Consider the following 13,737-nt stretch of genomic DNA (forward strand, 5'->3'; position numbering starts at 1 on the left):
CTGTGATAATCTCTCAACCCATTCATTACCCGGATAACTCCATTCACTATGGCAGGAAATAAACCCTTCAACAAACAGACTGAGCCCCGCGACCACAAGCTTGAGGGGATGAAAGTGCCTCCGCATTCGATCGAAGCGGAGCAGTCGGTGTTGGGCGGTTTAATGCTGGATAATGAGCGCTGGGACGACGTTGCCGAACGCGTCGTCTCCGAGGATTTTTATACTCGCCAGCATCGCCATATCTTTACGGAAATGCACCGCCTGCAGGAGATGGGCAAACCCATCGACCTGATTACCCTTGCCGAATCGCTGGAGCAACAGGGCCAGCTCGATATCGTCGGCGGCTTCGCTTATCTCGCTGAACTGTCCAAAAATACGCCAAGTGCGGCGAACATCAGTGCTTACGCCGATATCGTGCGTGAACGTGCGGTAGTGCGCGAAATGATCGCGGTGGCGAATGAGATTGCCAATGCCGGTTTCGATCCGCAGGGCCGCAGCAGTGAGGATCTGCTCGATCTGGCCGAGTCCCGCGTATTTAAAATCGCCGAAAGCCGCGCCAATAAAGATGAAGGGCCGAAGAACATCGCCGATGTGCTTGAGGCGACGGTGGCGCGTATCGAGCTGCTGTTCCAGCAGCCTCATGATGGCGTGACCGGCGTAAACACCGGCTATGACGATCTGAACAAGAAGACCGCCGGTTTGCAGCCGTCGGATCTGATTATTGTCGCGGCGCGTCCCTCGATGGGTAAAACGACGTTTGCGATGAACCTCGTCGAAAATGCGGCGATGTTGCAGGATAAGCCGGTGCTTATCTTCAGCCTTGAGATGCCCTCCGAGCAGATTATGATGCGTTCACTCGCGTCGCTGTCGCGCGTCGATCAGACCCGCATTCGTACTGGGCAGCTCGATGATGAGGACTGGGCGCGCATCTCCGGCACGATGGGCATTCTGCTGGAAAAACGTAATATCTATATCGATGACTCCTCCGGCCTGACGCCGACGGAAGTGCGCTCTCGTGCGCGGCGTATCGCCCGCGAGCATGGTGGCATTGGCCTGATTATGATCGACTACCTCCAGCTGATGCGCGTGCCGTCGCTGTCGGATAACCGTACGCTGGAAATTGCCGAGATCTCCCGCTCGCTGAAAGCGCTGGCGAAAGAGTTGCAGGTGCCGGTGGTGGCGCTGTCGCAGCTTAACCGCTCGCTGGAGCAGCGCGCCGATAAGCGTCCGGTCAACTCCGACCTGCGTGAATCGGGCTCTATCGAACAGGATGCCGACTTAATCATGTTTATCTACCGTGATGAGGTTTATCACGAAAACAGCGACTTAAAAGGCATCGCTGAAATCATTATTGGTAAGCAGCGTAACGGCCCTATCGGTACGGTACGTCTGACATTCAATGGGCAGTGGTCACGCTTCGATAACTATGCCGGGCCACAATACGACGACGAATAACGTTTCGTTACTCTTCGCGCCGCAGGTGCCTTCAACGCACCTGCCCACGAACGATCGACAAAATTGTTTTTGAGGAAAAACATGCAAGCGGCAACCGTAGTAGTTAACCGCCGCGCTCTGCGACACAATCTGCAACGCCTGCGCGAACTGGCTCCCGCCAGCCGACTGGTTGCGGTCGTGAAAGCGAACGCTTATGGACACGGTCTTCTCGAGACCGCGCGAACGCTCCCCGATGCCGATGCTTTCGGCGTCTCCCGTCTTGAAGAGGCCCTGCAACTGCGCGCAGGGGGCATTACTCAACCGATTCTGTTACTCGAAGGCTTCTTTGCCGCCAGCGATTTAACGTTGGTGGCTGAGCATCAGTTGCATACGGTGATCCACAGCGTCGAACAGCTTGAAGCCCTGGAAGCCGCCACCCTGAGCGCGCCGGTGGATGTCTGGATGAAGCTCGACACCGGTATGCATCGCCTTGGCGTACACCCGCACGAAGCGGAGGCCTTCTACGCCCGCCTCAGCCAGTGCAAAAATGTGCGTCAGCCGGTGAACATCGTCAGCCACTTTGCCCGCGCTGATGAGCCCGACTGCGGCGCGACCGAGCGCCAGCTTGATCTCTTTACCACCTTTACCGAAGGCAAGCCGGGCATGCGCTCGATTGCCGCTTCGGGCGGCACGCTGCTGTGGCCGCAATCCCACTTCGACTGGGTGCGCCCCGGCATTATTCTTTACGGCGTTTCGCCGCTCGACCATAAACCGTGGGGCAGCGATTTTGGCTTTCAGCCGGTAATGACGCTGACTTCGCAGCTGATTGCCGTGCGCCAGCATGCGGCGGGTGAACCGGTCGGCTATGGCGGCACCTGGCAGAGCGCGCGCGATACCCGTTTAGGGGTGGTGGCGATGGGCTATGGCGATGGCTACCCGCGCGCCGCTCCTTCCGGCACACCGGTGCTGGTCAACGGGCGCGAAGTGCCGATTGTTGGGCGCGTGGCAATGGATATGATTTGCGTCGATCTGGGGCCAGAAGCGCAGGATAAACCCGGCGATCGCGTGGTGCTGTGGGGGGAAGGTTTACCCGTCGAGCGCATTGCACAGGCAACAAATGTGAGTGCTTACGAACTTATTACCCGCCTGACCTCAAGGGCGACCCTTATCTATGTCGACTAAAAGGAACGCCCCGTGTCGCCGATGGAAATCGCCGCCTGCCTGGCTTACGCCCTCTCTGTGTGGCTTGCCGCGCGCAACAATGTGCATACGTGGTGGACGGGCATTATCGGCTGCGTGCTCTACGGCTGGGTCTTCTACTCTGTGCAGCTTTACGCGGATGTCACCCTGCAACTCTTCTTTATCGTCAGCAGTATTGCCGGGTGGATCAACTGGCTGAAGGGCAATCACGGTCAGCAACTGGCGGTGCGCAAAACGCCGCTGCCACATATTGCTTTCCTGCTGGTGGGCGCGCTGATTGTCGCGGGCGGCTATGCCTGGCTGCTGCACCGTTTTACCAACGCCTGGTCGCCGTGGCTGGATTCGGCGATCATGGTCTTCAGCATCCTTGCGCAGTTTATGCTGATGGGGAGGCGGCTGGAGAGCTGGTACTTCTGGCTGCTGGTCAACACTATCGCCGTGCCGCTCTATGCCGCGCGCGATCTGTGGCTGACCGCCGGGCTTTACCTGATCTTCTGGTGTAATGCCTGGCACGGGCTTTACCAGTGGCGCAAGGCGCTGGTTAAGCCATGAAACCCTTCGCCAGCGGGCTGATTGTCGGCAAATTCGCGCCGCTGCACTGTGGTCATGAACGGTTAATCAACACCGCGCTGGCGCAGTGCGAACGCCTGTGGCTCATCAGCTACTCCGTGCCAGAACTGCCCGGCTGCGAGCCGGAGAAGCGCGAGCGCTGGCTGCGGGCGCGGTTTCCGCAGTGTGAGATCCTCGTTTTGACACCGGCGCGCGTGGCGGCGCTGGGTTTAGGCCCGTTACCGCATAACGACGCTGATGGCGATCTGCATCGTCACTATGTTGCGGATATCTGTTTGCAGGTGCTGGGCTGCCAGCCTGATGCGGTCTTCACGGCAGAAGCGTACGGCGACGGCTTCGCCCGCGTGTTGAGCGAACGTTTTTCCCGCCCGGTGAGGCATGTGCGGCTAACGCGCGGGCAGGGTGAGGATGCGCCATCCGGGACGCTGATCCGCAGCGATGTCCACCGCTGGCGGCAGATGCTGGCCGCGCCCGTCTATCACGATTTTGTTCAGCGCATCTGCCTGCTCGGCGGCGAATCGACGGGCAAAAGCACCCTCAGCGCCGCGCTGGCAGAGGCGCTGGGAACGGCGTATGTGGCGGAGTATGGTCGCGAGCGCTGGGAGCAGCAGGGCGGCGAGCTGGTGTATGACGATATGCTGGCGATTGCACAAACCCAGGTGCAACGGGAAGAGAGCACGCCTGCGGTGCGCTGGCTGGTATGCGATACCTCGCCGCTGACCACGCTCTTTTATACGCTGACAATGTTTGGCAAAGCGCCAGCGGCGCTCTACGCATTGGCGGAGCGGCACTATCAGCTGGTGGTGTTGTGCGAGGATGATTTCCCGTTTGTGCAGGATGGCACCCGCCAGGATGAAACCTTCCGCCAGCGCCAGCAGGCCTGGTATCTCGAACAGTTGACCGAGCGCGGCGTGCCGTTTATTCGCGTCAGCGGGTCGGTGGCTGAGCGCATCGCACAAGTGCGCGCAGTGCTGGGCTGTTAATCCTTATTTCGTTTCCGCTTTACTGCCCCCTCGACCTTGTCCGGCTTCCGGTTTATTGTGGTGTTTCGCCCACTGTAAACCTGGAGAATACACGCGTGTTTCAGAAAGTTGACGCCTATGCCGGCGACCCGATCCTCTCATTGATGGAGCGGTTCAAAGAGGATCCCCGCAGCGACAAAGTTAACCTCAGCATCGGGCTCTATTACGACGAAGAGAGCACAATTCCACGTTTGCAGGCGGTGGCGGAAGCCGAAGCGCGCCTCAACGCGCAGCCGCATGGCGCGTCGCTCTATCTGCCGATGGAAGGGCTTAACAGCTACCGCCACGCCATCGCGCCGCTACTGTTTGGTGCCGGGCATGTGGTTCTTGAGCAGCAGCGTGTCGCCACCATCCAGACGCTCGGCGGCTCCGGCGCGCTGAAAGTCGGCGCAGATTTTCTGAAACGTTACTTCCCCAACTCCGGCGTCTGGGTCAGCGATCCGACCTGGGAAAACCACATTGCAATTTTTGAAGGCGCAGGCTTCGAGGTCTCTACCTACCCGTGGTATGACAACGAAACCAACGGCGTGCGTTTCGCGGCATTCCTCGAAAAATTAAACAGTTTGCCTGAGCAGAGCATTGTTCTGCTGCATCCGTGCTGCCATAACCCGACCGGTGCCGACTTAACGCCTGCGCAGTGGGATGAGGTGGTTGAGGTGCTGAAAGCCCGCACGCTGATCCCGTTCCTCGATATCGCCTATCAGGGCTTCGGCGCAGGGATGGAAGAGGATGCCTATGCGATCCGCGCGATCGCCCACGCCGGGCTGCCTGCACTGGTCAGCAACTCCTTCTCAAAAATCTTCTCCCTCTACGGTGAACGTGTCGGCGGGCTCTCGGTTGTATGTGAAGATGCCGATGCCGCCGGGCGCGTGCTCGGGCAGTTAAAAGCGACGGTGCGTCGCAACTACTCCAGCCCGCCGAACTTCGGCGCGCAGCTGGTGGCAACCGTGCTGAACGATGCCGGGCTAAAAGCGTCGTGGCTGGCAGAAGTGGAAGCGATGCGCACCCGCATTCAGGCGATGCGCCAGACGCTGGTTGATGCGCTGAACGCGGCGATGCCGACAGGGGATTTCACTTATCTGCTCAAGCAGCGCGGCATGTTTAGTTATACCGGCCTAAGTGCTGCGCAGGTGGATCGTCTGCGCGAAGAGTTTGGTATCTACCTCGTTTCCAGCGGCCGTATCTGCGTCGCCGGGCTTAACAACCGCAACGTTCACCGCGTGGCGCAGGCCTTCGCGGCAGTGATGTAAGTATTCACTTACTTCTCTCTTCACCCTCTGCAAACCGGCAGAGGGTGACCCACCAATGCTGGCGGATTTTCCAGAAAAGACTTTGTTTCACTTCGCCCTGCGGTTATGGTCACTCAGGTTTAAGACTATTCACCTCATTTATAAAAACTAAAGCATTAAGAAGCAGGGAAAATTATGCAAAAGTTCAGACACGCGCTCGGCGCGCTTTGCCTGTGGGCGGCCTTTAGCAGCGCGGCGGTTTACGCCTCGGCGCCGACGCCGGTTTCAACGGGCACTAACGTTGCAAAACTCTCTGAGCAGGCGGCGGTACACTGGGTTTCCGTGGCGCAAATCGAAAGCTCTCTGGTTGAACGCCCGCCGATGGCGGTGGGGTTTGATATCGACGATACCGTGCTCTTCTCCAGCCCCGGCTTCTGGCGCGGCAAGAAAACCTGGTCTCCGGATAGCGATGCCTATCTGCACAACCCGGAGTTCTGGGAAAAGATGAATAACGGCTGGGATGAGTTCAGCATTCCCAAAGAGGTCGCGCGTCAGCTGATCGCCATGCACGTTAAACGTGGCGATACCATTTTCTTTATCACCGGCCGTAGCCAGACCAAAACCGAGACGGTGAGCAAAACCCTGCAGGATGATTTTCATATTCCCGCTGCCAATATGAACCCGGTAATTTTTGCCGGCGATCAGCCGGGCCAGAACAACAAGGTGCAGTGGCTGAAAGATAAAAAAATCCGCATCTACTACGGCGACTCTGACGGTGACATCACAGCCGCGCGCGAAAGCGAAGCGCGCCCGATCCGCGTGCTGCGCGCCGCGAACTCAACCTACCAACCGCTGCCGCAGGCCGGTGCGTTTGGTGAAGAGGTGATTGTCGACTCCGACTATTAATCGATCGCCCTTTTTTAGAGAAAAAAAGGGCGTCGGGTTTCCCCTTTTGGCCACATGCTGCACACTTACAGAGGTTCATTTTCGATAAGGAGCAGTTTATGTGGCATCAACAGACGCTTACGCTTAGCCAGAAATCGCGCGGCTTTCACCTGATCACTGATGAGGTGCTCGGGCAGATTACTGCGCTTAAGAGCGTGAAAACCGGTTTGCTGCACCTGCTGCTTCAGCACACGTCCGCTTCTCTCACCCTAAATGAAAATTGCGATCCCACGGTGCGCCAGGATATGGAGCGCCACTTTTTACGTGCTGTGCCGGACAACGCGCCCTATGAGCATGATTATGAAGGGCCGGATGATATGCCTGCGCATATCAAATCATCGACGCTTGGCGTGTCGCTGATGCTGCCCGTGCAAAATGGACGCGTATTGCTGGGGACATGGCAGGGGATCTGGCTGGGAGAGCATCGCATCCACGGCGGTTCGCGGCGGATTATCGCGACACTACAAGGGGAATAAACGATGACAATTTCGGAGTTACTGCAATATTGCATGGCCAAGCCTGGCGCGGAGCAGAGCGTGCACAGCGACTGGAAAGCGACGCAGATTAAGGTCGCCGACGTGCTGTTTGCGATGGTGAAAGAGATTGAGGACCGCCCGGCGGTCTCACTGAAAACCAGCCCGGCGCTGGCGGAGCTGCTGCGCGAGCAGCACAGCGATGTGCGCCCCAGCCGCCATCTGAATAAAGCGCACTGGAGCACGGTCTATCTGGACGGCACCCTGCCAGATTCGCAAATCTACTACCTGGTCGACGCCTCGTATCAGCAGGCGATGGAGCTGGTGCCGGAGGGGATCCGGCAACAGCTCTCCGTCTGACTAGCTGAGCAGCGGTTTCAGGAACCGTGCCGTGTGCGATGCTTCGCATTCGGCGACGGTTTCCGGCGTGCCGGAGACGAGGATCTCGCCGCCGCCGCTGCCGCCTTCCGGCCCAAGGTCGACAATCCAGTCTGCGGTTTTCACCACGTCGAGGTTGTGCTCAATCACCACGATGGTGTTGCCCTGATCGCGCAGCTGATGCAGCACCTCAAGTAACTGCTGAATATCGGCGAAGTGCAGACCGGTGGTCGGCTCATCAAGGATATAGAGCGTCTGCCCGGTGCCGCGTTTCGACAGCTCGCGCGCCAGTTTCACGCGCTGGGCTTCACCACCGGAAAGGGTGGTGGCCGACTGGCCGAGACGAATATAGGTCAGGCCGACATCCATCAGCGTTTGTAGCTTACGCGCCAGCGCCGGAACCGCGTCGAAGAACTCACGCGCTTCTTCAATGGTCATATCCAGCACTTCGTGGATGGTCTTGCCCTTGTATTTAATTTCCAGCGTTTCGCGGTTATAGCGCTTGCCTTTGCACTGGTCGCACGGCACGTAGATATCCGGCAGGAAGTGCATTTCGACTTTGATCACGCCATCGCCCTGGCACGCTTCACAGCGCCCGCCGCGCACGTTAAAGCTGAAGCGCCCCGGCGTATAGCCGCGTGAACGCGACTCCGGCACGCCGGCGAAAAGTTCGCGCACGGGCGTAAAGACGCCGGTGTAGGTCGCCGGGTTAGAGCGCGGTGTACGGCCAATCGGGCTCTGGTCGATATCGATCACTTTGTCGAAGTGCTCCAGCCCCTGAATATCGCGGTAAGGCGCAGGCTCGGCAATCGTCGCGCCGTTAAGCTGGCGCTGAGCGAGCGGGAAGAGCGTATCGTTAATCAGCGTTGACTTACCGGAGCCGGAAACGCCGGTGATACAGGTGAACAGGCCGACCGGCAGCGTCAGCGTCACATCCTTCAGGTTGTTGCCGCGTGCGCCGCTCAGCTTCAGCACGCGCTGCGGATCGGCTTTCACACGCTCTTTCGGCACTTCAATTTTGCGTTTGCCGCTCATGAACTGGCCGGTCAGCGATTCCGGCACCGCCATTATCGCTTCCAGCGGGCCTTCCGCGACCACCTGGCCGCCGTGCACGCCGGCACCCGGGCCGATATCGATCACGTGATCCGCTGCGCGGATAGCATCTTCGTCATGCTCAACCACAATCACCGTGTTACCGAGGTTACGCAGATGCACAAGAGTGCCAAGCAGACGTTCGTTATCGCGCTGGTGCAGGCCGATAGAAGGCTCATCCAGCACGTACATGACGCCGACCAGGCCTGCGCCAATCTGGCTGGCCAGACGAATACGCTGCGCTTCACCGCCGGAGAGAGTCTCTGCCGAGCGGGAAAGCGTCAGGTAGTTCAGGCCGACGTTAACGAGGAATTTCAGACGATCGCCAATCTCTTTGAGCACTTTTTCAGCGATTTTTGCACGCTGACCGGAAAGTTTGAGATTGGTGAAGAAGTCCATCGCATGACCGATGCTCATATCGGAGATGGTCGGCAGCGGCGTATCTTCAACATAAACATGGCGCGCTTCGCGACGCAGACGCGTCCCTTCGCAGGTGGCGCAAGGGCGGTTGCTGATAAATTTCGCCAGCTCTTCGCGCACCGCGCTCGATTCGGTCTCTTTGTAGCGGCGCTCCATATTGTGCAGCACGCCTTCAAACGGATGGCGGCGCACGGAGGTGTCGCCGCGATCGTTCATATATTTGAACTCAATCGACTCTTTGCCGGAACCTGCCAGAATCACTTTCTGCACATTGGCGCTGAGGCTTTCCCACGGCGCTTCGACGTCGAATTTGTAGTGCTCTGAGAGCGACTTCAGCATCTGGAAATAGTAGAAGTTACGGCGATCCCAGCCGCGGATAGCGCCGCCAGCCAGCGACAGCTCCGGGTTCTGGATCACGCGGTCAGGGTCAAAATATTGCTGAACGCCAAGACCGTCGCAGGTCGGGCAGGCGCCCGCCGGGTTATTGAACGAGAAGAGACGCGGCTCCAGTTCGCGCATGCTGTAGCCGCAAATCGGGCAGGCGAAGTTCGCCGAGAAGAGCAGCTCTTCGGCTTTAGGATCGTCCATATCGGCAACGATGGCCGTACCGCCCGAAAGCTCCAGCGCGGTTTCAAAGGATTCCGCCAGGCGCTGCGTCAGATCGTCGCGCACTTTGAAGCGGTCAATCACCACTTCAATGGTGTGTTTCTTTTGCAGTTCGAGGCTCGGCGGATCGGAGAGATCGCACACTTCGCCGTCGATACGGGCGCGGATATAGCCCTGGCCTGCCAGGTTTTCGAGGGTTTTGGTGTGCTCGCCTTTACGCTCTTTGATCACCGGTGCCAGCAGCATCAGGCGTTTGCCTTCCGGCTGCGACAGCACGTTATCCACCATCTGGCTGACGGTTTGCGCCGCCAGCGGCACGCCGTGATCCGGGCAGCGCGGCTCGCCAACGCGTGCATAGAGCAGGCGCAGGTAGTCGTGAATTTCGGTTATGGTGCCGACGGTGGAACGCGGGTTATGCGATGTCGACTTCTGTTCAATAGAGATGGCAGGCGAGAGACCTTCAATGTGGTCAACGTCCGGTTTTTCCATCAACGACAGGAACTGGCGGGCATACGCAGAGAGCGATTCGACGTAGCGACGCTGCCCTTCTGCATAGAGCGTATCGAAAGCCAGCGAGGATTTGCCCGAACCCGACAGCCCGGTGACAACAATCAGTTTGTCGCGAGGGATGACGAGGTTGATGTTTTTGAGATTATGGGTGCGCGCGCCCCGAACTTCTATCTTATCCAATCCATTCACCTTTTACCCGGTGGAACACGTAATGCCCGGTGTGTTTGAAGGACAACCGGCGATCACAAACGGCTAATTATGACACAAATTAACCTGAATGAATATACAGTATAGGAATGCAACTTCCGCGTAAGTGTGTAAAATACGCACTTCGCGGACGATGTCTGGAACCTGCTTCGCAGCTATCAAAATGCTACGTGGAAATGGTACACTCGCGCGTTTACACTACTACGAAACGATTTCAGGAGACACGATCATGGCCAGCAGAGGCGTAAACAAGGTTATTCTCGTCGGTAATCTGGGCCAGGACCCGGAAGTACGCTATATGCCGAGTGGTGGCGCAGTTGCCAACATTACGCTGGCTACGTCCGAATCGTGGCGTGACAAGGCGACTGGCGAGATGAAAGAGCAGACCGAGTGGCACCGCGTTGTGCTGTTCGGCAAGCTGGCGGAAGTTGCTGGTGAGTATCTGCGTAAAGGTTCTCAGGTCTATATCGAAGGCCAGCTGCGCACCCGCAAATGGACCGATCAGTCCGGCCAGGAAAAGTACACGACCGAAGTGGTGGTGAACGTTGGTGGCACCATGCAGATGCTGGGCGGTCGCCAGGGCGGCGGCGGTGCACCGGCAGGTGGCGGTCAGCAGCAGGGCGGTTGGGGTCAGCCTCAGCAGCCGCAGGGCAACAACAACCAGTTCAGCGGCGGCGCGCAGTCTCGTCCGCAGCAGCAGTCTGCCCCGGCACCGTCTAACAACGAACCGCCGATGGATTTCGACGACGATATCCCGTTCTGATTTAGCGCCTTTCTCTGGCGTCGTAATATGAACGAGAAGACCCCGCCCCGGCGGGGTCTTCTGTTTTTACCCTTTCAGCGAAATCAATTTAATCGCCCGCCACATATGCGCTTTATCCTGTCCGGTTAAGTTGTGCTGCTGCACCGTGCGCATAAACTCCTCTTTATCGGCTTCGGTCAGCTTGCCGCTGGCTTTCAGGCGCTCCGCCACTTTGCGCAGAATACTATCGCTCAGCTCGCTGATCTGTTTTCGCACCTCATCCAGTGGACGGGGCTGCCAGTTTGTCTCCGGTGTCGCCAGCCAGTCGGCACGGTAGCGGTACTGAATCGCTTTAGCGGCATCCATTTGCGCCTGAATAAAGGGCTTCACGCTCTCACCGTTCAGCCCCAGCGCCTCGGCGTCGATAACGGCGCGCGCCAGCACTTTCTGCTCCTGAGCCAAATCTTCTATTGCCTGGTGCTGCTGTGCTTTAGCGCCTGCAACGTCTTTCATCCATGACAGCCGCTCATTAATTAGTTTGCCGAGTGAGGCATCGGCCGTGACAGCCGCGGCGGCGGAAAAGCTGAGCGTGGCGAGCATCACCACGGCGGAGTAAAACTTGTAGTCCATAATCACTCTCCGAAGTCGATAGATGGGCGTGTATCTCAAGTAGCAGTGCGCGCTTCCTGTTAAACCACCGTGTCAGGCAGAGGATCCCCTCGCATCGTGTGGCGGCGTGATTATATTAAAAACTTGTAATCACGAAATGAAATTACCGTTTCGTTTTATTACACCGTTAACAATGTCCGCTGGTGCAAGTGCCTGAAATAGCGCACGCTGAAGCGGCCACCCTTTTCCGGCAAGCAGGAGGCAAATCGCGATGAAAACCCGGGTCACGCTTATCGTTATCATCACTCTGTTGCTGATGCTTTTCCTCAGCCTTTCACACAGCGATCTGGCAATGGAAACCCGCACTTTTCTGCGCGCACTGCTGCGCGCGATATTCTGATAAATAAACAGCTGCACGAAACAGGAAATCTGTTTATCTCGCACCCTGGCTGACTAACTTATTCAGAAGGTTCTTTATCACAATAAAATCCGCTAAATAAAGAGCAGAATCTTCCTGTCACTTAAATAATGAAATTATCCTGGTAGCCTTTAATATGATTTTCATTGTTTGTACTTTGCATCCGATATTCAGCATTCGGGCTGCAGGGCTCATATTTAAGGGATTATCATGAAAAGTATATTTAAGATAAATAATGTCTTCGCCTCGCTGGCGCTGGCGGGGATGGTCGGTTTTAGTAGCCAGGTATTCGCCAACACCGATTACGCCGATACCATGCCCTCCATTGAAGGCAAAAAATTATTAGTCGGCTACTGGCACAACTGGGATCAGGGTTTTTCCGGCGATTATGAGCAGGGCTACCCGTTGAAGCTGGCATTAAAAGATACGCCGAAAGCCTATAACGTGGTGATGGCCTCCTTTATGAAGTCGTCAGATGGCAAAAGCATGCCGACTTTTATCCCCTACTACGGCACCGATCAGAGCTTCCGCGCGGAAGTGGCGGCGCTGAACGAACGCGGCCAGGCGGTGTTGTTATCCCTTGGCGGCGCGGATGCGCATATTGAATTGCACGAAGCCAACGGCGATACGCAGCATTTTGCCGACGAAATTATCCGACTGGTTGATTTATATGGCTTCGACGGTCTGGATATTGATCTCGAACAGAGCGCGATTAAAAAAGCGGATAACGAAACCGTTATTCCGGCGGCGCTGAAAAAAGTGCGTGACCATTATCAACAGCAGGGTAAACACTTTATTATCAGTATGGCGCCAGAAATTCCCTATCTGACCAAAGCGAATCCGCAGTATCAGAAATACATTAACAGCCTCGAAGGGTATTACGACTTTATCGCACCGCAGTTCTATAACCAGGGCGCGTTTGGGATTGGTTTTCAGCCAGACGACACCACGAAAGATGGCTGGTGGGTGAATTACGCGCAGAATGACGACAGCAAAAAATATGAGTTTCTCTACCACTTCAGCAAAGAGATCATTACCGACAAGCACGGCCTCTCTGCGGTAAAAATCCCTTCCAGCAAATTAGTCATCGGCCTGCCGAGTAATGGTGCTGCTGCCGCGACCGGGTTTGTTAAAACCCCGCAGGATGTTTACCGCCTCTTCGCTGATATGGAAAAAGAGGGGCTGCCGCTCAGAGGGTTAATGACCTGGTCCATCAACTGGGATGAGGGCGAAAACGTTAACCATGTGCCTTACAACGGGCAGTTCCGCAAAGCCTACACACAGCTGATCCACGACGGCAGCGTGATTGAGACGCCGGAGAAAGACACCACTGCGCCGGGCGTACCCACAGGGCTGAACGCGCAGGCGACCGCCACCAGCGTGCATCTGACCTGGAAAGCCTCCACCGATAGCGGCTCGGGCGTGGATCACTATGAAGTGTTCCGCAATCAGCAGAAAGTGGCTGATGCCAGCGGTAACACCTATACCGATGACGATCTGACGGCGAACAGTAACTACGCCTACAGCGTAAATGCCATTGATAAGGCGGGAAATAAATCCCTGCTGTCAGCGGTATTAAACGTCATGACAACCGACCACGGTGACGATACGCCGGATCAGCAGATCTACCCGAAATATGTCGGCGGCCATGCTTATAAAGCCGGAGATATTGTGCTCGGCAGCGACAATCATTTGTATCAGTGCAAACCCTATCCCTACACCGGCTGGTGCGCAGGGCTGGCCAGCGCCTACGCGCCGGGTGCCGGCAGCGCCTGGCAGATGGCCTGGGATAAGGTGGTGAAATAGAGTTGCCTGGAACCGTGCTTCCATGGACGGAGGCACACCCCTGCGCACGATTAGCAATATCGGTAGATATTGATAA

At 57.0% G+C, this 13,737-nt stretch carries 13 protein-coding genes; 11 read left to right on the top strand and 2 right to left on the bottom strand.

Going from position 1 to position 13,737, the window contains the following annotated elements:
* Positions 1 to 48: 48 nt before the first annotated feature.
* The 8 genes from dnaB (at position 49) to IAE48_RS11750 (ending at position 7,233) form a co-directional block, all read left to right on the top strand.
* The gene (gene dnaB, locus IAE48_RS11715; RefSeq protein ID WP_023478500.1) at positions 49 to 1,455 is read left to right on the top strand and encodes a replicative DNA helicase; all 1,407 of its coding nucleotides are present in this window, start codon (positions 49 to 51) and stop codon (positions 1,453 to 1,455) included.
* An 81-nt stretch (positions 1,456 to 1,536) separates the two neighbouring features.
* Positions 1,537 to 2,616: an alanine racemase gene (gene alr / locus IAE48_RS11720; RefSeq protein WP_200134491.1), complete on the top strand. Its 1,080-nt coding sequence runs from the start codon at positions 1,537 to 1,539 to the stop codon at positions 2,614 to 2,616.
* Positions 2,617 to 2,628: 12 nt separating this feature from the next.
* Positions 2,629 to 3,186, top strand: a complete 558-nt coding sequence (gene pnuC, locus IAE48_RS11725; RefSeq protein WP_192869609.1) for a nicotinamide riboside transporter PnuC — start codon at positions 2,629 to 2,631, stop codon at positions 3,184 to 3,186.
* Positions 3,183 to 4,187 (top strand): AAA family ATPase, encoded by a 1,005-nt coding sequence (locus IAE48_RS11730; RefSeq protein WP_200134492.1) that lies wholly within the window; start codon positions 3,183 to 3,185, stop codon positions 4,185 to 4,187. The genes pnuC and IAE48_RS11730 overlap by 4 nt, the downstream gene beginning before the upstream one ends.
* A 95-nt stretch (positions 4,188 to 4,282) precedes the next feature.
* The gene (gene tyrB / locus IAE48_RS11735; protein ID WP_200134493.1) at positions 4,283 to 5,476 is read left to right on the top strand and encodes an aromatic amino acid transaminase; all 1,194 of its coding nucleotides are present in this window, start codon (positions 4,283 to 4,285) and stop codon (positions 5,474 to 5,476) included.
* Between the two features lie 174 nt (positions 5,477 to 5,650).
* Positions 5,651 to 6,361 carry an acid phosphatase AphA gene (aphA, locus tag IAE48_RS11740; RefSeq protein ID WP_042712656.1) on the top strand — a complete coding sequence of 237 codons (711 nt, stop codon included), beginning with the start codon at positions 5,651 to 5,653 and terminating at the stop codon, positions 6,359 to 6,361.
* A gap of 98 nt (positions 6,362 to 6,459) precedes the next feature.
* Positions 6,460 to 6,876 carry a secondary thiamine-phosphate synthase enzyme YjbQ gene (locus tag IAE48_RS11745; protein ID WP_023478512.1) on the top strand — a complete coding sequence of 139 codons (417 nt, stop codon included), beginning with the start codon at positions 6,460 to 6,462 and terminating at the stop codon, positions 6,874 to 6,876.
* A 3-nt stretch (positions 6,877 to 6,879) separates the two neighbouring features.
* Positions 6,880 to 7,233 carry an MmcQ/YjbR family DNA-binding protein gene (locus IAE48_RS11750; RefSeq protein WP_042712657.1) on the top strand — a complete coding sequence of 118 codons (354 nt, stop codon included), beginning with the start codon at positions 6,880 to 6,882 and terminating at the stop codon, positions 7,231 to 7,233.
* Here IAE48_RS11750 and uvrA read toward each other — a convergent pair whose 3' ends face one another.
* Positions 7,234 to 10,059: an excinuclease ABC subunit UvrA gene (gene uvrA, locus IAE48_RS11755; RefSeq protein WP_042712659.1), complete on the bottom strand. Its 2,826-nt coding sequence runs from the start codon at positions 10,057 to 10,059 to the stop codon at positions 7,234 to 7,236.
* 256 nt (positions 10,060 to 10,315) lie between these two features.
* Between uvrA and ssb1 the strand changes: the two genes are divergently transcribed.
* Positions 10,316 to 10,849, top strand: coding sequence for a single-stranded DNA-binding protein SSB1 (gene ssb1 / locus IAE48_RS11760; protein ID WP_054804260.1), 534 nt, complete (start codon positions 10,316 to 10,318; stop codon positions 10,847 to 10,849).
* 66 nt (positions 10,850 to 10,915) lie between these two features.
* Here ssb1 and IAE48_RS11765 read toward each other — a convergent pair whose 3' ends face one another.
* Positions 10,916 to 11,458, bottom strand: coding sequence for a chorismate mutase (locus tag IAE48_RS11765; RefSeq protein ID WP_200134494.1), 543 nt, complete (start codon positions 11,456 to 11,458; stop codon positions 10,916 to 10,918).
* 250 nt (positions 11,459 to 11,708) lie between these two features.
* Between IAE48_RS11765 and IAE48_RS24230 the strand changes: the two genes are divergently transcribed.
* Together IAE48_RS24230 and IAE48_RS11770 are read left to right on the top strand one after the other, a co-directional pair.
* Positions 11,709 to 11,837: a hypothetical protein gene (locus tag IAE48_RS24230; protein WP_255411413.1), complete on the top strand. Its 129-nt coding sequence runs from the start codon at positions 11,709 to 11,711 to the stop codon at positions 11,835 to 11,837.
* 228 nt (positions 11,838 to 12,065) lie between these two features.
* A complete protein-coding gene (locus IAE48_RS11770) occupies positions 12,066 to 13,661 on the top strand; it encodes a glycosyl hydrolase family 18 protein (RefSeq protein WP_200134495.1) in 1,596 nt (531 codons plus the stop codon).
* The last annotated feature ends 76 nt before the right edge of the window (positions 13,662 to 13,737 follow it).

Source organism: Kosakonia sp. S57 (genome assembly GCF_016516575.1).
Lineage (GTDB): Bacteria > Pseudomonadota > Gammaproteobacteria > Enterobacterales > Enterobacteriaceae > Kosakonia > Kosakonia cowanii.